The organism is Brevibacterium zhoupengii, assembly GCF_021117425.1.
GTDB classification, from domain to species: Bacteria; Actinomycetota; Actinomycetes; order Actinomycetales; family Brevibacteriaceae; genus Brevibacterium; species Brevibacterium zhoupengii.
Map to the genome: position 1 here is coordinate 27,788 of NZ_CP088298.1, position 22,237 is coordinate 50,024.

General features: G+C 63.8%; 20 protein-coding genes. 12 read left to right on the forward strand and 8 right to left on the reverse strand.

Annotated elements, in window-relative coordinates:
- Positions 1-35 precede the first annotated feature (35 nt).
- From LQ788_RS00135 to LQ788_RS00145, 3 genes are read left to right on the forward strand one after another with little or no spacing between them, the layout of a single operon-like run.
- Positions 36-1,163: a Dyp-type peroxidase gene (locus LQ788_RS00135; protein WP_231444070.1), complete on the forward strand. Its 1,128-nt coding sequence runs from the start codon at positions 36-38 to the stop codon at positions 1,161-1,163.
- Positions 1,160-1,960, forward strand: coding sequence for a family 1 encapsulin nanocompartment shell protein (locus LQ788_RS00140; protein ID WP_231444072.1), 801 nt, complete (start codon positions 1,160-1,162; stop codon positions 1,958-1,960). Before LQ788_RS00135 ends, LQ788_RS00140 begins: the two co-directional genes overlap by 4 nt.
- A 30-nt stretch (positions 1,961-1,990) precedes the next feature.
- Entirely contained in the window at positions 1,991-2,767 is a 777-nt protein-coding gene (locus tag LQ788_RS00145; protein WP_231444074.1) for a dihydrofolate reductase family protein, read from the forward strand.
- A gap of 10 nt (positions 2,768-2,777) precedes the next feature.
- Here LQ788_RS00145 and LQ788_RS00150 read toward each other — a convergent pair whose 3' ends face one another.
- From LQ788_RS00150 to LQ788_RS00170, 5 genes are all read right to left on the reverse strand, one after another.
- Positions 2,778-3,437 carry a TetR/AcrR family transcriptional regulator gene (locus tag LQ788_RS00150; RefSeq protein WP_231444076.1) on the reverse strand — a complete coding sequence of 220 codons (660 nt, stop codon included), beginning with the start codon at positions 3,435-3,437 and terminating at the stop codon, positions 2,778-2,780.
- Complete coding sequence (locus LQ788_RS00155; RefSeq protein ID WP_231444078.1) at positions 3,427-5,088, reverse strand: AMP-binding protein; 1,662 nt, start codon at positions 5,086-5,088, stop codon at positions 3,427-3,429. The genes LQ788_RS00150 and LQ788_RS00155 overlap by 11 nt, the downstream gene beginning before the upstream one ends.
- A gap of 97 nt (positions 5,089-5,185) precedes the next feature.
- Positions 5,186-5,932: an SDR family NAD(P)-dependent oxidoreductase gene (locus LQ788_RS00160; RefSeq protein ID WP_231444080.1), complete on the reverse strand. Its 747-nt coding sequence runs from the start codon at positions 5,930-5,932 to the stop codon at positions 5,186-5,188.
- Between the two features lie 51 nt (positions 5,933-5,983).
- Positions 5,984-7,129, reverse strand: coding sequence for an acyl-CoA dehydrogenase family protein (locus tag LQ788_RS00165; protein WP_231444082.1), 1,146 nt, complete (start codon positions 7,127-7,129; stop codon positions 5,984-5,986).
- Between the two features lie 27 nt (positions 7,130-7,156).
- On the reverse strand, positions 7,157-7,984 hold the full coding sequence (locus tag LQ788_RS00170) for an enoyl-CoA hydratase-related protein (RefSeq protein WP_231444084.1): 828 nt from the start codon (positions 7,982-7,984) through the stop codon (positions 7,157-7,159).
- Between the two features lie 320 nt (positions 7,985-8,304).
- Here LQ788_RS00170 and LQ788_RS00175 point away from each other — a divergent pair, with 320 nt between their 5' ends.
- Positions 8,305-8,886: a hypothetical protein gene (locus LQ788_RS00175; RefSeq protein ID WP_231444086.1), complete on the forward strand. Its 582-nt coding sequence runs from the start codon at positions 8,305-8,307 to the stop codon at positions 8,884-8,886.
- 160 nt (positions 8,887-9,046) lie between these two features.
- Here LQ788_RS00175 and LQ788_RS00180 read toward each other — a convergent pair whose 3' ends face one another.
- On the reverse strand, positions 9,047-12,343 hold the full coding sequence (locus LQ788_RS00180) for a S41 family peptidase (protein ID WP_231444088.1): 3,297 nt from the start codon (positions 12,341-12,343) through the stop codon (positions 9,047-9,049).
- Positions 12,344-12,509: 166 nt separating this feature from the next.
- Between LQ788_RS00180 and argS the strand changes: the two genes are divergently transcribed.
- Both argS and LQ788_RS00190 read left to right on the forward strand, forming a co-directional pair.
- Positions 12,510-14,276, forward strand: a complete 1,767-nt coding sequence (argS, locus tag LQ788_RS00185; RefSeq protein ID WP_231444090.1) for an arginine--tRNA ligase — start codon at positions 12,510-12,512, stop codon at positions 14,274-14,276.
- The gene (locus LQ788_RS00190) at positions 14,273-15,544 is read left to right on the forward strand and encodes an MFS transporter (RefSeq protein WP_231444092.1); all 1,272 of its coding nucleotides are present in this window, start codon (positions 14,273-14,275) and stop codon (positions 15,542-15,544) included. Before argS ends, LQ788_RS00190 begins: the two co-directional genes overlap by 4 nt.
- Before the next feature lie 109 nt (positions 15,545-15,653).
- Here the strand turns inward: LQ788_RS00190 and LQ788_RS00195 are convergent, their stop codons facing one another.
- Positions 15,654-16,502: a hypothetical protein gene (locus tag LQ788_RS00195; RefSeq protein ID WP_231444094.1), complete on the reverse strand. Its 849-nt coding sequence runs from the start codon at positions 16,500-16,502 to the stop codon at positions 15,654-15,656.
- A 172-nt stretch (positions 16,503-16,674) separates the two neighbouring features.
- Between LQ788_RS00195 and LQ788_RS00200 the strand changes: the two genes are divergently transcribed.
- Both LQ788_RS00200 and LQ788_RS00205 read left to right on the forward strand, forming a co-directional pair.
- Positions 16,675-17,214: a peptidylprolyl isomerase gene (locus LQ788_RS00200; RefSeq protein ID WP_231444096.1), complete on the forward strand. Its 540-nt coding sequence runs from the start codon at positions 16,675-16,677 to the stop codon at positions 17,212-17,214.
- A 73-nt stretch (positions 17,215-17,287) separates the two neighbouring features.
- Positions 17,288-17,995: a rhomboid family intramembrane serine protease gene (locus tag LQ788_RS00205; protein WP_231444098.1), complete on the forward strand. Its 708-nt coding sequence runs from the start codon at positions 17,288-17,290 to the stop codon at positions 17,993-17,995.
- A gap of 425 nt (positions 17,996-18,420) precedes the next feature.
- Here LQ788_RS00205 and LQ788_RS00210 read toward each other — a convergent pair whose 3' ends face one another.
- Positions 18,421-19,215 carry a cell division protein CrgA gene (locus LQ788_RS00210; protein WP_231444099.1) on the reverse strand — a complete coding sequence of 265 codons (795 nt, stop codon included), beginning with the start codon at positions 19,213-19,215 and terminating at the stop codon, positions 18,421-18,423.
- Positions 19,216-19,430: 215 nt separating this feature from the next.
- Here LQ788_RS00210 and LQ788_RS00215 point away from each other — a divergent pair, with 215 nt between their 5' ends.
- The 4 genes from LQ788_RS00215 to LQ788_RS00230 all read left to right on the forward strand — a co-directional run bounded on the left by LQ788_RS00215 (position 19,431) and on the right by LQ788_RS00230 (position 22,222).
- Positions 19,431-20,684: a class E sortase gene (locus tag LQ788_RS00215; protein ID WP_231444101.1), complete on the forward strand. Its 1,254-nt coding sequence runs from the start codon at positions 19,431-19,433 to the stop codon at positions 20,682-20,684.
- A 2-nt stretch (positions 20,685-20,686) separates the two neighbouring features.
- Complete coding sequence (locus LQ788_RS00220) at positions 20,687-20,860, forward strand: hypothetical protein (RefSeq protein WP_009884833.1); 174 nt, start codon at positions 20,687-20,689, stop codon at positions 20,858-20,860.
- On the forward strand, positions 20,857-21,531 hold the full coding sequence (locus tag LQ788_RS00225; protein ID WP_231444104.1) for an anthranilate synthase component II: 675 nt from the start codon (positions 20,857-20,859) through the stop codon (positions 21,529-21,531). Before LQ788_RS00220 ends, LQ788_RS00225 begins: the two co-directional genes overlap by 4 nt.
- Before the next feature lie 178 nt (positions 21,532-21,709).
- The gene (locus tag LQ788_RS00230; protein WP_231444106.1) at positions 21,710-22,222 is read left to right on the forward strand and encodes a GyrI-like domain-containing protein; all 513 of its coding nucleotides are present in this window, start codon (positions 21,710-21,712) and stop codon (positions 22,220-22,222) included.
- The last annotated feature ends 15 nt before the right edge of the window (positions 22,223-22,237 follow it).

Here is a 22,237-nt window from a genome sequence, read left to right on the forward strand (position 1 = left end):
TCGATGATCATTCGTGCGAACGAGGAGATGATGGCGTGACGGTACAGAACGTGGCACTTCCGAACGGGAGGACTCCGCAGCACGTCCTGGGTCCGCCTGCCCCCTCGGCGATCTTCCTCGTCGTCACCGTCCACCCGGGTGCAGAAGGAGAGGTCAAGAACTTCCTCGGCGATGTCAGCGGACTCGTGCGCACCGTTGGATTCCGCTCCCGCGAAGACCACCTGAGCTGTGTCACGGGCATCGGCGCCTCACTGTGGGACCGCATGTACTCGATACCGCGACCCGCTCAGCTGCACCCCTTCATCGAACAGCGCGGCGACACCCACACAGCCCCCTCGACCCCAGGCGACATCCTCTTCCACATCCGCGCGCGACGCATCGACCTGTGCTTCGAACTCGCTCGGCTCATCATCGGAGAGCTCGGCTCGTCTGTCGATGTCGTCGACGAGGTGCACGGATTCCGCTACTTCGATGAACGCGACATCTTGGGCTTCGTCGACGGGACCGAGAATCCCGAAGATCAGGAGGCCATCGACTCGGCCTACGTCGGTCCCGAAGACCCCGATTGTGAGGGCGGCAGCTACGTCATCGTGCAGAAGTACACGCACGACATGAAGGAGTGGGAGTCGCTGGGCGTCGAGGCCCAGGAGGCGGCATTCGGGCGCCACAAGCTCTCCGACATGGAGTTCGACGACGATGACAAGGCCGCGAACTCCCATCTCATCCTCAACACCATCGAGGATGAGGACGGGACCGAACACAAGATCGTGCGCGACAACATGGTCTTCGGGTCCGTCGAGTCAGGCGAATACGGAACGTACTTCATCGGCTACGCCGGCGATCCTTCGGTGACCGAGCAGATGCTGGAGAATATGTTCATCGGAGACCCTCCCGGGACCTATGACCGCATCCTCGACTTCTCGACCGCGGAGACCGGCAATCTGTTCTACGTCCCGACTCAGGACTTCCTCGAGGATCCGGGCGATGACGAGGATGCAGCCGCGGACGAGGATGCAGCTGCTGAGACCGATGACACGGGTGGTCCCGCCGACGATTCGGCGAGGAATTCCACCGAACCCGCAGATCAGACAGCCGTGGATGCCGCTCGGGATACGTCCGACGGCAGCCTCGGAATAGGAAGTCTCAAAAGGAGTAGACAGTGAACAATCTCTATCGCGACCTCGCCCCAGTCACGGACTCCGCCTGGGCCGAGATCGAAGAGGAAGCCCGCCGTACCTTCAAGCGCAATATCGCCGGCCGCCGTATCGTCGACGTCGAGGGCCCCACCGGCTTCGAGACCTCGTCCGTAGGCACCGGCCACATCCGCACACTCGGGAGCACCGGCCACGGCATCTCGATCAAGCAGCGCATCTCGCAGGAATTCATCGAGCTGCGAGTGCCGTTCACAGTCACCCGGCAGGCCATCGACGATGTCGAACGCGGGTCCGGCGATTCGGATTGGCAACCCGTCAAAGATGCCGCCACCACGATCGCGATGGCTGAGGACAGTGCAATCCTCCACGGCCTCGACTCGGCCGGCATCGGCGGAATCATGCCCGGCAGCTCGAATACCCCGGTGGCGATCCCCGATGCCGTCGAGGACTTCGCCGACTCCCTGGCCCAAGCGCTCGGCGGTCTGCGCAAGGCCGGCGTCGACGGCCCCTACAGCCTGCTGCTGTCCTCCGAGGAGTATACGAAGGTCTCGGAATCGACCGACCACGGCTACCCGGTCCGCGATCACTTCTCCCGCCTGCTCGGCGACGGAGAGATCATCTGGGCCCCGGCGCTCGAAGGGGCGCTCCTTGTCTCGGTGCGTGGCGGAGACTACGAGCTGCACCTCGGCCAGGACCTCTCGATCGGTTATCACAGCCATGACGGCGACAGCGTCGAGCTCTACCTTCAGGAGACCTTCGGATTCCTTGCTCTGACGGACGAATCCAGTGTTCCCCTGCATCGCTGACCAGACTCTCATCGGCGATAGGGACGGTCGATGAGCAGTGCCCCGAGTGATGCCTCGAATGGTGGCCCGCGTGTGAACAGGCTCGTGCCCGCACCGCAGCAGACGGTGACTCTTCCTGAGGCCTTTGCCTTCCCCGAGGGTGTCGAGCGGTGGGTGCGGGCCGTGTTCGTGGCGTCGGTCGATGGCGCTGCGACCATCGCCGGTCGCGCCGGTGGATTGGGCAACGACACGGACAAGGGACTATTCGCGCTCAACCGGGCCTTGGCCGACGTCATCCTCGTGGGCGCGGGTACGGCTCGAGTCGAGGGCTACGGCTCGGCCGAAGATGATCGGCAGTGGCGTCACCTGCGTCAGGGGCGAACCCCGACTGCGCCCATGGCCGTGGTCTCACACAGTCTGGACTTCGACTTCTCGTCCCCACTGTTCACCGAGGCCCCGGACGCGGCCCGAACCATCGTCATCACGTGTGCCGATGCACCCGCGCAGGCCCGTGCGCAGGCGGCTGAGGTCGCCGAGGTGGTCGTGGCCGGGCGCTCAATGGTGGACCTGAGCGTGGCGATCGCTGAGCTTGCTTCCCGTGGTCTGTCCCGCATCGTCTGCGAAGGCGGACCTCGCCTGTTCACCGATCTGCTGAGGACCGGGGACGTCGACGAACTCAGCCTGACGAGGAGCCCCATGCTGGTGGCAGGGAATGGGACCAGCATTCTCCGCGGTACGCAGTTCGACCCGCCGGCCGAACTCTCCTTGGCGTCCCTGTACGGCACCGACGACGGCTATCTTTACCTGCTCTATCACCGCGAAGGCTGATTCGCCGCGCTCACCCGACTGCCGACTTATCCACTCGCTTCCGCGCGCTCTCGCTGAGGTTGTTCATCACAACCGTGCGGACCTGCTGGGCGATGTACTCCTCGAGACTGACCTCCCGCTGCTGGAAGTACCAATGCTTGAGTGCCCACATGTGCGCCATCGTCATGAGGTCGTGGCCGAGGGTATTCGCATCGACGTTATGGAGATCGCCCTGTGCCCCCGCCTCGGCGACGACATCGATGAGCGGCTGCAGGGTTGCGAGCTCCTGAGTCTGGATAGACTCGAGGCCGTCACGCGAGAGTGACCGTGAGACCTGGTAGGTCAGCACGACCGCCTGCCGATGCTCGTCGACGACCTGGCAGAACTCCGTGAAGGCCGCGATGATGCGGTCGACGGGGTCGTCGGTCTTCTCAATGGCCGCCGGCACGCGGATGCGGAAGTCCTCGAGCACCCGCGTGATCGCGGCGAGGACGATCTGCTCCTTGTCCGAGAAGTACTTGTAGAGCAGACCGACGCTGACCCCGGTCGACTTCGCGATCGCCTGCATGGACACGGAGTGCGCGCCCTTCTTCTGCATCAGGCCGATCGCGGCGTCGACGATCTGCCGTTCACGGAACTCGGCTCGAGCACCGCGAACGATGGCATTGAGATCTTCGGTCTCACTTGTCATGCTTCACGACCACTTCCTCGCGCAGTTTGAACTTCTGAATCTTACCGCTCGGTGTGCGCGGGAACTCGTCGAGGATCTGGAGAACCTCGGGCCAGTAGTGCTTCGTGACCCCCTTCGAGGCGAAGAATTCACGCAGATCGTCCATTGTGAAGGTCTCTCCTTCGCGCAGGGAGACCACGGCGCAGGCGATCTCCTGCAGGCGCGGATGAGGAACGGCGACGAGAGCGACCTGGGTGATCGCCGGGTGCTCGTAGAGGATGTTTTCGACGTAGGCGACGGGAATATTCTCCCCACCACGGATGATGATGTCTTTGGAGCGTCCGCCGATCTTGATGAAGCCCTCGGCGTCCATCTCGGCGATATCGCCGGTGTCCAGCCAATCCCCGTCGAAGGCGTCTTCGGTGAGCTTCGGCTCCAAGAGGTAACCGACGAACAGGAATGGGCCTTTGACCTGGACCTTTCCTTCACTTCCTGCAGGTACCGGCTCGCCGAGAGGATCGACGACCCGCAGCTGCATGTCGCCGAGGGCACGTCCGTCCGTGCTGGCGACCTTCTCCTCGGAATCACCGGGAGCGGTCATGGTGACGAGACCGCACTCGGTCTGACCCCAGCCGCCGAAGACGTTGAGCTCGGGCAGCAGCTCCTTCGACTCGCGGATCATGACACGGGGGATCGGTGCACCCATGCAGCAGAAATGCCGGAGGCTGGATAGGTCATGGCTCGTCGTCTTCGCCACCTCGATGAGGTCGTGGAGGAACGGTGTGGCGCCCGAGGTGTGTTCGACCTTGTATTCGTCGATGAGACGGGCGAACTCCTCACCGTTCCAGACATCTTGGAAGACCCCGGTTCCGCCGATGAGCAGGGGCAGGCACACTCCGTACATGAACCCGGTGAGATGGCCGAACGTCGAGGCCATGTGGATGACCGATCCTGCTCCGAGTCCCAGGTGGTCCGGCCAGGGCAGGGCAGCCGCCAGCACGGAGTTGTGGGTGTGCATGACGCCCTTCGGGTCGCCCGTCGTTCCCGAAGTGAAGAGGATGAGACCGACGTCGTTGGGGTCGGGTCGACGCGCTTCCCAGTCGACGTCGGCAGCGGGGGCGCTGTCGCCGCGGCCGAGGAAGTCCGTCCACTCTTCGAATCCCTCACGTGGGGTGAAGTCGGATTCCCCGGGCGTGTTGAGCACGACCGTGTGGCGCAGATCCGGCAGCTGCGTCCGCAGGCGGTCGACCATCTCCGTGTAGTCGAACTTCCGAAACGTGTGCGGGACGAAGAGCACGGACACTCCCGATTTCTTCGCCATGTAGCCGATTTCGCGGTCACGGTAGATCGGGATGAGGCCGTTGCTCACGGCCCCTGCCCGGATCGCGCCGAGGTGGATGACCAGCCACTCGTACCAATTGGGCAGTTGGATGCCGACGACGTCGCCGGGCTCCACTCCGAGGTCGACCAGGGCGCGGGCGCACCGCTGAGAGTCCTCGGCCAGCTGCCGATAGGTGTGGGACCCGTAGGGGTCGCGTGAGGCGATCGCATCGGGAGTCTCCGCTGTCCAATGATCGAGGTGGTCGAGCAGTGTTCTGTTCTTCCACGCACCGGTCGAGGTGTGGTCCGCGATGAGGGACTCGGTGAGGATCGTGTCGAATCGAGTGGGCATGTCAGGGCTCCTTTGCGCTGTGTGCGTGCCATTGATTGCTGATCGTGCGGGTGGACTGTTCGGTTGATCGGGGTGGGGACTGAACGGGGTGGGTGGGTCAGGCCATGGTGAGCCCACCGGAGACGGACAGGGTCTGACCGGTGACGTAGGCCGATTCGGGCTGGGCGAAGAAGGCGACCGCGTTGGCCAGATCGTCGGGGTGGGCGAGGCGACGCATCGGAATCGCCTTCTCCAGCGCGGTGCGCAGCTTCGGGTTGTCAGCCGAGATCTCCGCGAACAGCGGGGTGTCGGCAGGGCCGGGGCACACGCAGTTTGCGGTGATGTTGTGTCGGGCGACCTCTCGGGCGAAGGTCTTCGTGAACGAGATGATGCCGCCCTTGGCCGCGGAGTACACGGCTTCACCGCTGGAACCGACGCGACCGGCGTCGGAGCCGATGCTGATGATTGCACCGGATTCAGCGGCGATCATGTGCGCGGCGACCGACTGGGTGCAGTTGAGGGTCCCGATCAAGTTGATCGCGATGACGCGGTCCCAGGTGTCGGCAGTCGATTCCATGAAGGGTTCGACCTTGTCCCAGCCGGCGTTGTTGACGAGGACGTCGATGCGCCCGAATTCTTCGATGGTCCGCGCGGTCATGGCATCGACCTTGGCCCGGTCGGTGACATCGACGGCGATGCCGATCGATCCGTTGCCCAGCGCCGAGGCGGTCTCCTGGGACTTCTTCTCGTCGAGATCGGCCACGACCACGGTGGCGCCCTCGGAGGCCAGTCGGGTCGCGATGCCCTTGCCGATCCCTGAGGCGGCGCCGGTGACGATGATGATGCGGTTGTCGAGTGCAGACATGGTGTGTGATCCCTTCGGAAGGTGTCTTGGTCGGATGAGTGGCTGTGTGTTTCAGGGGGCGTAGGCGCGTCCGGCCGATTCCCGGGCGATGACGAGCTTCATGATCTGCGCGGTTCCGTCCCCGATCTGCATCCCGAGGACGTCACGGAGGCGCTTCTCCACGTCCCGATCCTGTTTGTAGCCGTTCTGGCCGTGCAGAAGGAGGCATTGGTGGATGGCGTGGTAGGCCTCGAGCGGGGCCCACCATTTGCACATCGCCGCCTGCGAAGTATGAGGGAGACCCTCGTCGCCGAGCCACAGCGTATTCAGACACAGCAGCCTTGCGGCAGCCATCTTTGTCTCCGCCTCGGCGAGTGGGAACGATACTCCTTGGAACTTCGACAGCGGCTGGTCGAAAGCCTCGCGTTCCCGCACGTATCCCCACGTGTCTTCGATCGCTCGGGTGGCGCTGCCTGTGCACTGGAGTCCGATGAGGGCACGGGAGAAGTCGAATCCCTGCATGACCTGGGAGAATGCTGCTCCTTCGGCGCCGAGGAGGTGATCGCCCGGGACCCTGACATCGGTGAAGTCGACGGAACCGCGAGCCACCGCGTCCTGCCCCATATCGGTGATCGCAGCGCGGGTCACTCCGAGGGCATCGAGGTCGACGAGGAAGGCGGAGATGCCTTTGCCTCGCTTCGCATCAGGATCGGTGCGTGCGAAGATGACCGTGGCCGTCGAGGTCATGGCCAGTGACATGGACTTTGTGCCGTTGATGATCCAATCGGCGCCATCGCGCGTGGCGGTGGTCTGGGGGTTGCCTGCATCGGAGCCGGCGTCGGGTTCGGAGAGCCCGATTGCCACTGTCTCGGCACCCGAGGTGATGAGCCGGCAATAGTGCTCGGCCACCTCGGCGCTGGCGTTGCGGGCGATGACCTGACCCATCAGCGAGCCCACCACCTGCAGATATGCCACGTTGAGATCGCCCCGAGCGATCGCCTCGGTGACCAGTCCTGCGCTCACCTTCGTTTGGCCCTGCCCGCCGAGGTGGGTCGAGAGTTCGGGTGCGATGAGCCCGGCGCGACCCATCTCCTGGGTCAGCTCGGCTCCGATCTGCCCGACGGCCTCCCGGTCACGCGCCTCGGAGATGAGGCGATCCTCGAACGTCGCTGCCGTGTCGAGCAGTCCCTGTGTCTCTGGGGTGATTGCGAAGTCCACTGTGATCCTCTGTTCTGGTGGGCTGGTTCAGTACGCGTTGTCGAAGCTGCTGAAATCCGGATCGCGCTTCTCGGCGAAGGCGGCCGCGCCCTCATGCGATTCCGGTGAGTGCGCGTAGAGGTCGAGCGCGCTCATGGCCAGGTTGGTGAACCCGGTCTGCATCTCGCTGTCGGCATTGAACGACTGCTTGAGGAAGCGCAGCGCTGTGGGTGCCTTGAGTCCCAGCGCTCGGGCCCGTTCCTTGGCCCGTGGCATGAGTTCCTCGGCCTCGACGACTTCATTGGCCAATCCCCAGCTCTCGGCCTTCTGGGCGTCGATGAGCTCGCAGAAGTACCACATCTCGCGAGCCCGCTTCTCGCCGACGACCCGGGCAAGGAAGGCCGTCCCGTATCCGGCGTCGAAGGATCCGACCTTCGGCCCGGCCTGCCCGAAGCGAGCATGCGTGGCCGCGATCGTGATGTCGCAGAGGGTGTTGAGGACGTTGCCTCCACCGATGGCGACACCGTTGACGGCGGCGATGATGGGCTTCGGCACCGATCGCATGGTCTTGTGCAGTTCGGAGATGCGGAACATGCCATATCGGCTGGGACCGTAGTCTCCGGTCTTCGCCTTCTGCTTGACGTCGCCACCGGCGCAGAACGCCTTCTGTCCCGAACCGGTGAGGATGATCGAGCGGACGCGATTGTCACCCCAGGCCAGAGTCAGTGCCTCGATGAGTTCGTCGACGGTCTGCGAGCGGAAGGAATTGAACGAGCCGGGACGGTCGATGGTGATGACCGCAAAGGACTCCTCGACCTCATAGAGAATGTCGTCGAACTCCTGCGCAGCGGTCGCAGATTCGTGTGTATCTGGCATCTTTGCCTCCTCGATCGGCTTCTCTCTAGGGCGAAAGCTCTTCGCTCAAAGGAAAATGAATCAATGTTCACCACTAGTGAACATCAATTCATTCACGGGGTCAAGACCTTAGACGACCGGAAGTTTCGCGCGTAGACGGTGAGAGGCGGCAGGAAAGTTCCGGGCATTCACGGCAAGGGGCGGCCTCAGATGTGGGAATGAGATGGTCTCAGGTGTAAGAATGTGAGCACAGACCCGAGTCCGGCGCCCCGGCGGCAGGTTCAGGGTCCACCGAGTCACCACCGAAGAGGTGGTGGTGCCCATGCACTCCCGACAGGACGATGATGACCCACGCAGTGCACACCAGTCCGCAGCCCGCCGCGGGCGCGGAGATCGGCTCGCTCATAGGCGGAGCCTTCGGGCTCGTCTTCCTCATCGTCAACAGCACAGACTTCTCAACCCTGGGCCGGACGCTGGTGCTCATCGTGGGCATAGCCGCCTTCGCCGCCATCGCGTTTCTCGCGCTTCGCGGGTTAGGGCGGATGAAGCGTGCTCAGGTTCGTACTGCAGACTCGCAGGTGCACGCGGCTGGCACCGTCGGGCGCAGCTACTGGATCATTGTCGCCATCGAGGCGGTCGCGCTCTTCGGAGGCATTCGCCTGCTCAGCGGGATGGGTCATCCCGAACTCGGTGTGGCCTGGGTGTCATTCGTCGTCGGAACGCACTTCTTCGCCCTCGGCTCTGTCTTCAAGCTCGGTCGCTTCCACATTCTCGCCACGGTCGTCACGCTGTGCGGCATCGCCGGCTTCATCGCCTTCTTCGCCGGTGCCCCCGACTTCATCCCCGTCTTAGGCGGAATCATCCCCGGTTTCGTGCTCCTCGCCTTCGGCCTGTGGGCGCTCGTGCCGCTCGAAGGCCGCTGAGGAACTTTTGGTGTGCTCTCGGACCTGAGAAGCACACCAAAAGTTTCTCAATACGCCGGTCCCAAGTTCGAACTCGGCTGGTTAGGTGTCCCGATGGCTGAGACCTCCCGAAGGCTGAGGCCCCGGGACTGTCGTCCGCGGGAGCCGTCGCTCCGAGCGCTTACTCCGACGGAGCTCCCGGAGCCTGGGCCTTCGGCGGCGCCTGCACCCGCGGGGCCGGGAATTCCGGAGGCGTGGCCGCAGGGGTCTTCTCCAGACCGGACAGGACCTCGGCGATGGCCCGATCTAGCTGCAGATCGTCTTCGCTGAACAGCTGCGAGGGATCATGTTCAACCTCGATATCAGGCTCGACACCGTAGTTCTCCACACCCCAGCCCTTGCCTTCAAGCCAGAAGGCGTAGCGCGGCTGGGTCACACCGGTGCCGTCGACCAGGTCGTAGCGGCCGTCGATGCCGACGACTCCGCCCCAGGTGCGTACGCCGATGACGGGGCCCAAGCCCTTTGCCTGAGCACGGGCATTGATGATGTCACCGTCGGAGCCCGAGAACTCGTTCGCGACGAAGGCCACCGGTCCACGGCGTGCGTCTTCGGGGTCGGCGATCATGGCATCGTAGTTGCGCACGGCGTTCCAGGCGATGACGCGATCGGCGAAGCGTTCGGCCACCAGGGCACTGGTATGACCGCCGCGGTTGAACCGGACATCGACGATGACGCCGTCGGCCGACATCGCCTGTCTGAGGTCGCGATGCAGCTGTGCCCAACCGTTGGGCATCATATCCGGGACGTGCACATAGCCGACGCGTCCCTCGGTCTTCGCCCTCACATACTCTCGCCTCGAGCGCACCCAGTCCTGGTACCGCAGCTTCTCCTCGCTGGTCAGCGGAACGATTGCCACCACACGGTCCTTGCGGCCGCGGCGCAGGGTGAGCTCGACGATCCTGTTGCCGGCCCCCTGCAGGTGAGCTGCGGGACCGCGCACCTCATCGACTCGTTGACCATCGACAGCCAGGATGATGTCGCCCTCCTGAGCTCCGACACCCGCCTGGCGCAATGGTGACCTGGCCGCGGGTTCACTGCTCTCACCAGGCAGAATCCGTGCGATCTGCCATCCGCTCGGTGTCCGTTCCAGGTCGGCTCCGAGGAAGCCGAGCCGTTTCGAGGGGTTGCCCAAGGCAGTCGAGGGAGTGACATAGGCATGAGAGGTGTTGAGTTCCCCGACCGTCTCCCACAGCACGTCGACGAGATCGTCATGGGTCAGTGCCTTCGCGGCGACTCGGCGCCACCGCAGGGTGACTCCCTCCCAGTTCACGCCGTTCATGTCTGCACGCCAATAGTGATCGCGCATGATGCGTGAGTTCTCTTCGAACATCTGCAGCCACTCGGCCCGGAGGTCTAGTTCGAAGCGCAGCCGGGAGAGATCCACCGAGACGCACTCATCGTCGTCGTCTTCGACCTTGCGGTTGCTCGGGCGTACGGTCACATCGCCGTCATCGTAGACAACCATGAGCTTGCCGTCCCCGCTCACCCAATAGGCATCCGCCTTATCGACGATGGTGACGAGTTTGCGTTTGGCGAAGTCGAAGTACTGGATCGACTCTGTCGGAGGGGCATCAAGGTCGGTGCCGAGCACACCGTCCTCCGATTCCCCGGCACGGATCCACAGAACACCGCCGACAGCGGACTCAAGCTTGCGGAAGACACCGGCAGAGACGGGGAACGCGAGGATCCGCTCTTCGGCTCCCTCGACATCCAGCTCGACGGTAGTGACCTTGGACTTCTCCGCCTTGGTCTTCTCTGCCTTTGAAGCCTCATCTGTCAGTTCGCTGATCGCCCAACCACTCGAGGTCGGTCCGAACGGAGCCGGCTCAGTGGCGCTCAAGGGCAACAGCCACGGCCTGGTCACACCGTTGAATGACAGATCGAAGGAGTGCTGATTGTAGGCAGGATCAAAGGTCCGGTCAGACAGAAACACAATGTACTTGCCGTCGGAGGAAAATGTGGGGGAGTAGTCGTTGTACTTCCCACTGGTCAGCTCCAGCGCCTCACGGTCTGATTTGGTGTCGACGAGCATGAGCTGCGCGAGCTGCTCCTCACCCTGAGTGGGCTGTGACCAGATGAGGTAGCGCCCGTCGGGCGAGAACTCAGGCGACCTGGCCTCACCGAAGCCCGAATGCCCCACCAATCGGGTCCTGCCGTTTCCGACCTCGACAAGTCGGACGCTTCCGTCGTGGGAGATCGTGGCCAAGGTCTTTCCGGACGGATCCGAGGTCATGTGCAGAACCCGTCCGAGAGCGCCCGCCCCGATCCGCCGTTCCGACGCCGTCGCCGAGGTGGCACGCACTTCGATGGCATCCTCACCTTCGACATCGGTGATGTAGGCCGCCTGCCCGGTCTGTCCCAGCACCACCGGGAGACGTGTGCGGATCGACGAGTCCGCGCACAATGCTCGTGCGGGACCTTCACGATGAGCCAACCAGAAGGTCTTTCCCCGCCATTCGATGAGGGAGGCGTTGCCCTCCTGATCTGGGGCGATAGCGCCGATCCTGGACTTCGAGTCGAGGTTGAGCGGCTGCACCTGGGTGCCGGGAAGCTGGACTGCCAGGGTCCGGATGCCGGCATCGAGGCTGTCGAGGATGCGGATCTCGCCGCGGCTGTGCCACACGATGCGCGTCCCGTCGGTCGTGGCATTGCGCACGTACCCTTCGGCCTCCGTCTGGAATGTCAGCTGTCGAGGCTCACCCGGACCTCCACCGCTGCGTGTGGCCAGACCGTCCCAGATCCAGAGGTTGGCCTGTTCATGGGCATGGTGGGGGAAGCTTGCGGCCCTGTCAGAGGTGATGACCAGGGAGTCGCCCACCCACAGCGGGTCGGTCAGCGACGCCTCTTCTTCGCGCAGCAGCCGCTGCCACTGGACTCCGCTGCCTGTGGCGTCTGCGCTGCGATCAAGCCAGAGTCGGGGCGCGGTTCCTCCTCGGTAGCGCTTCCAGTGCGCGGGTTCACGGCTGTAGGGAGTGGCCAGTGCCGTCACCGATGAGTGATGGCGGGCCATTCCCGAGGCACGACCCCAGGACAGGCGTTCGACGCTGCCGTCGATTCCCACAGACCTCACGACGTGATTGCGTGACTCGAACTCGCCGGCATTGGAACCGATGAGGACGTGCTCATCGTCGGCCCAGCCGAGCATCGTCATCGCCGTCGACCCTTGCCAGGTGAGCCGGTGCAGAGAACCGGAGGCCACCTCGGCGAGCATGAGCTCTGGGTGGCCGTCGCGGTGTGAGACATAGGCGATTCGGGACCCATCAGGGGAGAACCTGGGGCTGCGTGCGGGTGCATGATCCGAGGTCAGGCGCCAAGCACGACCTCCCTCGGCGGCGACGAGCCACACGTCATCGTCGGCGACGAAGGTGATGAGATCACCGTGGATGTGCGGATACCGGAGATAAGTGTTGGAATTCACGTGACCCACATTACAAGCATGCACGGACGCGGTGCCGTGAAGGACGAGGATGCCCAGCCAATTTGCACGCTCTGCGAGATCTCATCGGCGCAGGCGCCTGAGCTTGGTGCGGCGAGGTGACGCGGCCCATGCGGCGCGGTCGGCCCCTGACCAATAGAATGGTGTCATGCCATCTCTGACTTCGCTTCTCAACGATCGTTTCGCACTCGCCCTCGAACAGTCCTTCGGCGAGGACTTCAAGCGACGCGACCCCGTGATCCGGAGCAGCCAGTTCGCCGATTTTCAGGCGAATGTGGCGCTGCCCCTGGCCAAGGAGCTGAAGTCCAAGCCGCGTGACATCGCAAACACGATCGTGAGCAACCTGGACCTCGTCGACATCTGCGAGACCCCGGAGATCTCGGGCCCCGGCTTTATCAACCTCACCTTCACCTCCGACTTCCTGGCCTCGACCCTCAACCAGGGCACCGCCGCCGAGGCTGTTGCGCAGTCGCCTGCGACATCCGAGGGTGCGGCAACCGAGGGTACGACCGCTGCCGGTCAGCGCATCGTCATCGACTACTCGGCGCCCAACGTCGCCAAGGAGATGCACGTCGGTCACCTGCGGACCACCGTCGTCGGCGATGCGCTCGCCCGCACGCACGAATTCCTCGGCAACACCGTCGTGCGCCAGAACCACATCGGCGACTGGGGCACTCCGTTCGGCATGCTCATCGAACACCTCCTCGACGTCGGCATCGAATCCGAGACGGCCCAGGACATCTCGGCCAACCCGAATGCCTTCTACCAGGCAGCGCGCGCGAAGTTCGACAGCGACGAGGCCTTCGCCACCCGCGCTCGGGCCCGCGTGGTCGAACTGCAGGGCGGTGACCAGCAGACCCTTGAGCTGTGGGAGCGGCTCGTCGGTTTCTCCAAGACCTACTTCAACCACATCTACTCCCTCCTCGACGTCACCCTGACTGATGACGACCTCGCAGGTGAGAGCATCTACAACGATGATCTCGCCGCGGTCTGCCAGGAACTCGAGGACGCGGGTCTGGCGCGCATCAGCGACGGTGCCCTGTGCGTCTTCCCCGAAGGCTTCACCGGTCGTGAGGGCGAACCGCTGCCACTCATCATCCGCAAATCCGACGGCGGCTACGGCTACGCCACGACGGACCTCGCAGCTGTTCGCCACCGCGTGCGCAACCTCAACGCCGACCGTGTCCTCTACGTCGTCGGCACCCCGCAGGCCATGCACTTCGAGATGGTCTTCTCCATCGCTCGGGCCGCCGGTTGGCTGCCTGAGGGCGTCGAATTCGAGCACGTGAAGATCGGAAATGTCCTCGGCGATGACGGCAAGATCCTGCGTACGCGCAGCGGAGCCCCGGTGCGTCTGGCTGAGCTCCTCGACGAGGCTGTCACCCGTGCGAAGGCCACACTCCAGGAGTCGAACGTCGAGTTCGGTGCTGCAGAGGAGGCCCTCGTGGCTAAGACCGTGGGCATCGGAGCCGTGAAGTACGCCGACCTCTCCGTCGCCCACGACACCAGCTACACCTTCGACCTTGACCGTATGCTCGCCCCCATCGGCAACACCGCCCCCTATCTGCAGTACGCCGGTGCACGGATCCGTTCGATCCTGCGTAAGGCGGACGGGGATGCGTTCACGGCCGCGCCGATCCACCTCGGCGAGGCTGCCGAACGTGACCTGGGCCTGGCGCTCCTCGGGTTCTCCGATGTCGTCGCCGAGGTGGTTGCCGGGTCCGCGCCGCACCGAATGTGCACGTACCTCTTCGACCTCGCCCAGTCCTTCACGTCGTTCTACGAGCAGTGCCCGGTTCTCATCGCAGAAACCGCCGAGGTGCGCGATTCTCGGCTGCGCCTGAGCCAGACCGTCCTCGAGGTGCTCGAAGCCGGACTCGGAGTACTGGGCATCCGCGTACCCGAGCGCATGTGAACCAGTCGGACCCCTCCGTCGCCCGGCGGATGCTGCCGTGGATGGTCGTGGGCATCGTCGTCCTGGCGATCAACCTGCGGGCACCGATCATCGCACCGACGGCCGTCCTCGGCGACATCCAGGACGACACGGGTCTGAGCGCGGCCGGGGTGGGCCTCCTCACGGGCCTGCCGGTGCTGCTGTTCGCCCTCGTCACGCCTGTGGCGGGCAAAGCCATCGGCCGGTTCGGCGCCGAGGCGGCCGTGCTGTCCTGCCTCACCGGTGTGCTGCTGGGAACGGTGCTGCGCTCGCTCGGGCCGCCCTGGCTCGTGCTCGTGGGCACCGGAATCATCGGCTTCGCCATCACTCTGGGCAATATCGCGGTCCCGGTGATCATCCGGCGCGAGGTCCCCTGGAGCCAGGTGTCGATGGTGACCGGCCTGTATTCGGCCACGATGAATGTCGGGTCCATGATCACCCTCCTCGGCACAGGTCCCTTGGCTGCGGCCGTCGGATGGCGGTGGGCCGTGGCTATCTGGGGTGGCATGGCCGTGCTCGGACTCGTCTACTGGCTGTTTGCGATCCGGCTGCGGATCCGACGCAATGCGATCGTCGCAGCCGCGGCCGAGACGCCGCCGATGCCCGCACCCACACAGGAACGTCGCCCGTGGCGTGAGGCACCGCCCGAATTCCGCGCCATCATCGCACTGCTCGTGGTCACCTTCAGCGGACAGTCGATCGCCTACTACACGACCACGACGTGGCTGCCGTCGATCCTGGCAGACACCGGAGGACTGAGCGCGACAGCCTCGGGCGGCACTGCCTCGCTGTTCCAGATCGCGGCCATCCTCGGCGCATTCGGAGTGCCGCTGCTGGCGGCCCGCACCAAACCGTGGGTGCCGGTGGCGATCATCGCCGCACTGTGGCTCTCGCTGCCTGTCGGACTGCTGCTGGCTCCCAGCTCGTTCGTACTGTGGTCGATCACCGGTGGAATCGCCCAGGGCGGCGGATTCACCGCGATCTTCTCCATCATCGCCCGCACCGCAGGGAGTGACCGGGAGACAGCTTCGGCCTCGGCCCGGGTGCAGGGAGGCGGCTACCTTGCAGCCACCCTGGCTCCGCCGTTCGCGGGCTGGTTGGGCAATGTCACCGACGGGTGGACGGCCCCGATCCTGCTCATCCTCGCCGCGACTCTGGCGTTCACGATCACCGGTCTGCTGGCGGTTCGGATCTCCGGGCGTTTCCGGGGTGGTGGACCGGCCACGAGGCGTGAGGTTCTGGATGAATGACGAACGGCCCCCGTCGCTGAGGTTCGCTCACTTCAATCAGTGAGCACCTCGACGACGGGGGCCGTTCGATCTGTCTGCCCCGGTCAGCTGACCGGCGGGTCAGAACAGATCAGTGCTTGGCGTTCTTGTCCTCGGCCGTTTCGGCGGCCGAGTTCGAACCCTCTGCAGGCTTGACGACGCTGGCCGGCGTTGCCTGAGTTCCCTTGGCTTCGGTTGCAGGCTTTGGGGTCGGTGCTGTCGTGGTGGCCGCCTCGGCGGTCTTCGACTCTGGCACTGCCGTCTGCGAGACCTCGGGTGCTGTTCCCTGGCGTGAAGCCGGGGTCGAGCCCACCGGACGGGCATCCTGCGGACGGTTGTTGGGCAGCGGTGTCGACCATGGGTCCTCGACCGGCTGCGCCTTCTTCCACACGTAGTAGCCGATTCCGGCTGCCGAACCGATGACCAGGGTCCACACGACGGCGGCCTTGCCACCACCAGACTTGCGAGTGGTGTCCTTCTGAATCCGCTTGCCGGCATTCGTCAGGGCCTTGCGGGCCTTCTTCACGGCCTTCTTGTCACCGGTCAGGCGCACAGCGAGATCGTCGACAAGCTGAGGGGTTTCGACGGCGGCCAGTGAGTTGGCGGCATTGGACGCGAACTTGCCGGCACGTTCTGTGGCCTCGGGGCGGTAGGCGTCGAGCTTGTCTGCCCAGGCGTGAACCTGCTCATTCGCCTTGTCAGCGAATGCTTCGACCTGTGGGCGAGCCTTGACGGCAAGACCTTCGGCCCGATCGGCAAGTGCTTCAACCTGAGGGCGTGCCTTCTCTGCAAGGGCTTCGACCTGAGGGCGTGCCTTGTCAGCGGCTTCACGGAGCTTCGGACTTGCGGCCCCGCTGGCATCGGCCAGGACTCGGAGTGACGTCTTCTTCGCGGAATCGAGCTTCGAAGTGAACGGATCTCGAGCTGACTTCTTCGACATGAACATTCCCAATCCTCTTTGTCGGGGTCAATTGATCAGTCTCAGTCTACGGCCTAGGCGCAAGCCGCTGGTCACCAGGTCGTCATGAAATTGTCTGCAGAAACGCTGACAGAGTCCACAATCCGAGCCACGGGAATCTGCATTAGCAGTGAGGGCGTGGAAGAATGGAGCTATGACTACAGCTTCTACGCATACAGCAGTCCTGCACACCAACCACGGTGACATCACCATCGGCCTCTTCGGCAATCACGCGCCGAAGACTGTTGCCAACTTCGTGGAACTGGCCAAAGGTGAGCGTGAGTTCACCGATCCCGCCACCGGCGAACCCACCAAGCGTCCCTTCTACGATGGTCTCAACTTCCACCGCATCATCGCGGACTTCATGATCCAGGGCGGCTGCCCGCTGGGCACCGGTACCGGCGGACCCGGCTACACCTTCGACGACGAGATCCACCCGGAGCTCCAGTTCGACCGCAAGTACCTGTTGGCTATGGCCAACGCCGGCAAGCAGATGGGACGCGGCACCAACGGTTCGCAGTTCTTCATCACCACCGCCGAGACCCCATGGCTCAACGGCAAGCACACCATCTTCGGCGTGGTGGCCGACGAAGCCTCACAGAAGGTTGTCGACGAGATCAACAGCGTTCGCACCGCAGCTATGGACAAGCCAGTGGAACCAGTCGTTCTCGAATCGGTCGAGATCAGCGCCTGAGACCGCTTCATCGGTGAGCAGCAGACTTCCAGTGCGGATTACTGAGACTCACTGAACTGAGTACCATGGTGTGATGGACACACCGCAGGAGGGCTCGGCCCGGGAGACCGGCCGAGCCCCTTCTGTGTCTCCACCCCTCGTTACGAGCATCATCATGGTCCTCACCACCGTGGTCTTCCTGGCTCAGCTGCTGCCCAGCCTGGACCTGGTCCATCGACTCAGCTTCGTTCCTGCACTCGTGCTCGAACAGCCCTGGCGGGTTCTGAGCGTGGCGCTGGTGCACGAGCAGCCGTCACCGTTCCATCTCCTGGCCAACATGATCGGCCTGTTCTTCTTCGGATCCTTTATCGAGCGTGCCTTGGGCCGCTGGCGATTCCTCGCCATCTATCTGCTCGGCACGGTGGGCGGTTCAGTCATGGTCCTCGTCCTCGCCAAGCCGTTCACGGTGGATTGGGTGACGAACAACATCGGCGCCTCCGGTGCGGTCTTCGCCATCGTCGGCGTCCTGCTGGTGCCGACGCAGAAGCTGGATCGCAACATCGCCGGAGTCGTGCTGTTCGTGGCTCTCAACTTCGGATACGGATTCCTCGTCGCAGGAGTGTCCTGGCAGGCCCACCTCGGCGGGCTCATAGCGGGCTTCGTGCTCGGGTGCGGTGCTCTTCTCGTACCGAGGAAGCAGTCGACGCTGGTGTTTGTGCTGACAGCCCTCGGTCTGCTGCTGGCCATGCTTGTCGCCGGGGCCTGGAGGATCAACGACGCTTGGCAGATTGCCGCGATGTGATGGACTCCGAGCGACGCTGTATTCAGGGTGTCGACCACGGGTGATAGGTGGTTCTCAGGCTTATATCAGACTTCCGTGGAAAATTGGCACCCGCGGGCCTCGAATTTACTTGTCCACAACCTTTATCCACATGGTGGATAACTTACATAGGTGTATTTCGCCTGGTCACAGGCCCAAAATAAGTTATACACAAGCGACGCACCCGGCTTGGGTATAACTTCGCCCCTGTGGACAACGGCATTGGCGAGGCAATGGATAGACGGTTGAAACGTCAATATCGGGTCCTCGGCGCAACCGCAGATGAGCCGCTTGCTAGCTTGGTCCGCGGTCGTCGAACAGCAGCGAAGAACGGGCGCTGCGTCGACTACCGGGCTTTCACCCTCTGTGTCGACACAACGCCCGTTTCTCGAAACGCGGCTTGCTGACTACCGCCAGCGCGTGGACATGATCAGACCCGCGACGAAGAAGGCGAAGCCGATGAGGATGTTCCAATTGCCCCACGCCTCGACCGGGAATGCTCCCTGCGAGACATAGAAGGTCACGAGCCAGATCAGGCCGATGATCAGGAGGCCGATGAGCACCGGCAGGAACCAGCGCGGGTTCGGCTTGATCGTCTGCTGACCGGACTGCGAAGTGTACGAGGCGGTCTTGCGGCCCTGGGGGCGCTTGGCCGGGTTGCCCGAACGTGAAGTGCGCTTGGCCGAGGAGCCCTTGGCTGACGAACCCTTGGTCGCAGCCTTGGAGGACTCGCTCTTATTCGCGGACTTGCTGTCTTTGCCGTCCTTGTCGGACTTGGTCGCCTTGGCGGCCTTCTCAGGCTTCGTGGCCGTCTTCGAGTCCTCGACCGAGTCCTCGGCATCGTCGGAGTCATCGACGTCATCAGCGTCGTCCTCAACGGCTGCGTCAGCGTCCTTTGCGTCAGCCTTCTTGTCCACGGAGCTCTTCGCCGCGGACTTCTTGTCGGCTGCAGCCGTGGCGGCGGAGGACTTCTCGGTTGCATCAGCGTCGTCGGCGACCACATCGGAGGTGTCCGAGGAATCATCCAGGTCGAGGAGATCGCCGTCGAGACGCTCGTCCTTCGGATCCTCGGCCTGCACGGTCTGCGGATCCTCGACTACCTCGACATCGTCATTCGACTGGGCCTTAGTTTCGACCTTGGCCTTCGACGAGTTGCGAGAAGTGCGCTGGGGGCGCTGGGTCCGTCCGTTGGACTTGGCCACGAGTACTCCTTTTACGGCCGACCATTGCTGGGGTCACCGATTGATGAATAGGGACAATCGCACATCAGTCTACTCGTGACATCCGGCAGTTTTAAAAACTCCAACTACCCTGAGAACGACCTGTTTGTGCAGTTTCATACGATAAAGTGCAATACGGTGTCCCCGCTTGTCCTTTGGGCAAGCCCCGGATTCGAAACATTAGGCACGGTGCAGCAGTGGTGAATAGTCCCTCCTCGGGTAACGAATCAGACGCGGATGCGTCATCGCGACCCACTATTCGTCCTGCTCAGAGGCAGAATTCAGCGCATCACCCGGCTCTCGACCAGTACCCCGCTCAGGGCGGGTACGGCGGACGCGAAGCCAGCCCGGCCACCGAACCCATGAACACCGCACCCGAGCTTGGCGGAGGGCAGAACTCCGGAGCAGGTTCGCATCCCGGCACCGGCTCACAGCCAGGGACCGATCAGCCACTTCCCAGTCGGCGTGAACTTCGGCGCCGCGAAGCCGAAGCAGCCGCGGCCAACGGTGCCCCGACTGCCGTCTACTCCGACGCCCCGCCCGCGTACCCGGACTCCACCCAGGTGCAGCAGCCGGTCAGCAGCGAAACGAACCCCAACCTCGGCGCCCATGCGGGTGCAGGAGCGGCCGCTGCGGGCTACGGCGCACAGAACCACAGCGCACCCAATGACGGAAGTCGACGTACCAATCGGCGGAGGCAGAAGCCGGAACGTGAGCCCTTGGGCCCCGTTCGCGGCACCATCCGCACCTTCGGCGAACTCTGCATCACGGCCGGAATGGTCCTCATCCTGTTCGTGGTCTGGCAGCTGTGGTGGACCGATATCGAGGCCAACCGCGATAACGAGCAGCTCGCCGACAAACTGGCCCAGGACTGGCAGAACCAGGATCCCAACGAGCTTCCCGATGACCCGGACGAACCTGTCGTGGCTGATCCGGTGGAGAAGAACAACGCCTTCGGCATTTTCTACATTCCGCGTTTCGGCGATGACTACTACCGCACCGTCGCCGAGGGCGTCGATCTCGAACCCGTCCTCAACCGGATGGGCGTGGGCCGATACCCGAACTCGGCGATGCCGGGCGAAGTCGGCAACTTCTCGATCGCCGGCCACCGCGTCACCTACGGCAAGCCGCTCAACCAGATCGCGCAGCTGCGTCCCGGCGACGAGATCATCGTCCAGACCAAGGACGGCTTCTACACCTACACGTTCCGCAACTTCGACATCATCCTCCCCGACGCCGTCGAGGTTCTCGCCCCGGTTCCCAGCGAACCCAAATTCAAGGGCAAGGACCGGATTCTCACGATGACGGCCTGCAACCCGATGTTCTCGGCCAGGGAGCGCTACGTCGCCTACGCCGAGCTCACCGACTGGACCCCGGCTGGCGATGGCGCGCCGGACAACATCAAGGACTCGAAGGCCTACGACAAGGTCAGCAAGAACGGTGGTGCCTGAGAATGTACGGTCTGATCTGGCGACTGCTCCCGGGAAACTGGTTCGTCAAACTCATCTTCGCCCTCATCCTCATCGCGGCCGTGGTGCTGCTGCTCATGCAGTACGTCTTCCCGGTCGTCGCCCCCTACATGCCCTTCAACAACGCAACAGTGACTGACGGAAGCGGTGGCCAATGACAAAGATCCTCGTCGTCGACAACTACGACAGCTTCGTCTATACGCTCGTGTCCTACGTCCGTGAGCTCGGCGCCGATACTCATGTCATCCGCAATGACGATATGACCGCCGAGGCTGTCGTGGCCCTGGCAGCCGAATACGACGGAGTCCTCCTGTCCCCAGGACCGGGTGTGCCTGCCGAGTCAGGTGTCTGCCCGGCTCTCATCGCGTGGGCGGAGACCTCGGGCACTCCGGTGTTCGGAGTCTGCCTGGGCCATCAGGCCCTGGGCGAGGTCTTCGGCGCCACGGTGACCCACTCCCCAGTCCTCATGCACGGCAAGACCTCCGTCATCACCCACGACAGCCAGGGCATCTTCTTCGGCTGCAAGAATCCTCTGACCGTGACCAGGTACCACTCGCTGGCAATCGTCGATGAGACGATCGACCTTGAGAAGTTCATGGTCACGGCCCGCACCGAAGACGGCGTCGTCATGGCCATCGAACACCGTGAACAGCCCCTGTTCGGGGTGCAGTTCCATCCGGAATCGGTGCTCACCGAATGCGGCTACCTGATGCTGGGCAACTGGCTCGAGGTCTGCGGCATCGAGGGCGCGGCCTCACAGGCCGCAACGATGTCGCCCATGGCTTCGGCGATTGCAGCGAAGTCCGTGCCGGCCGGCACCACCGCCTAAGCCACCTCCGAATAGGCCGTCGCGACAGGGCATCTGCGTTCAAGTACTTCCTGTGGCCGCCTCGCCCCATTAGGATCGTGAGTCACTAAGCGATCCAGCACCGCTGGCCATACCCGGGAGACCCGTCAGATTCGCCGAGGTGGGCCTGGGCCGGCAGGCGGAACCGAGAGGACCACTGATGTCAGAGTCGAGTTTCAACCGCACCGAGCCATTCTCAGAACTCACCGTGTTCGAGGCGACCGAGATCCCCACGGCCGTCGTGGAGGCCAGGAACGTCGCCATGGAGGATCTTCCGGCACTCTTCGATGCCACGTTCACCGGGCTGATTCCAGCCCTGCAGGAGGCCGAGATGGAAATCGCCGGTCCCGCGTTCGCGCTGTACACGCGTCAGCCCAGCGACACGGTGGACCTGGAGATCGGGCTCCCGCTGACCTCGGGACTGACCCAGGCCCTGCCTCTGAGCAGGGACCTCATCGCGATCCCCTCCCAGCTGCCCGGAGGGTCGATCGCCGCCATGAGTCACACCGGGGGATACGACGGCCTCGGTGAGGCCTGGGCGGTATTCACGAAGGCTGCCGTCGATGCGGGTCATCACCCCGGGCTGCCGTTCTTCGAGGTCTATGTGACCGAACCGAACCCCGAGATGGATCCCGCAGACCTGCGTACGGACCTGTTCATCACCCTGTCCTGAGGGTGAGTGCTCAGA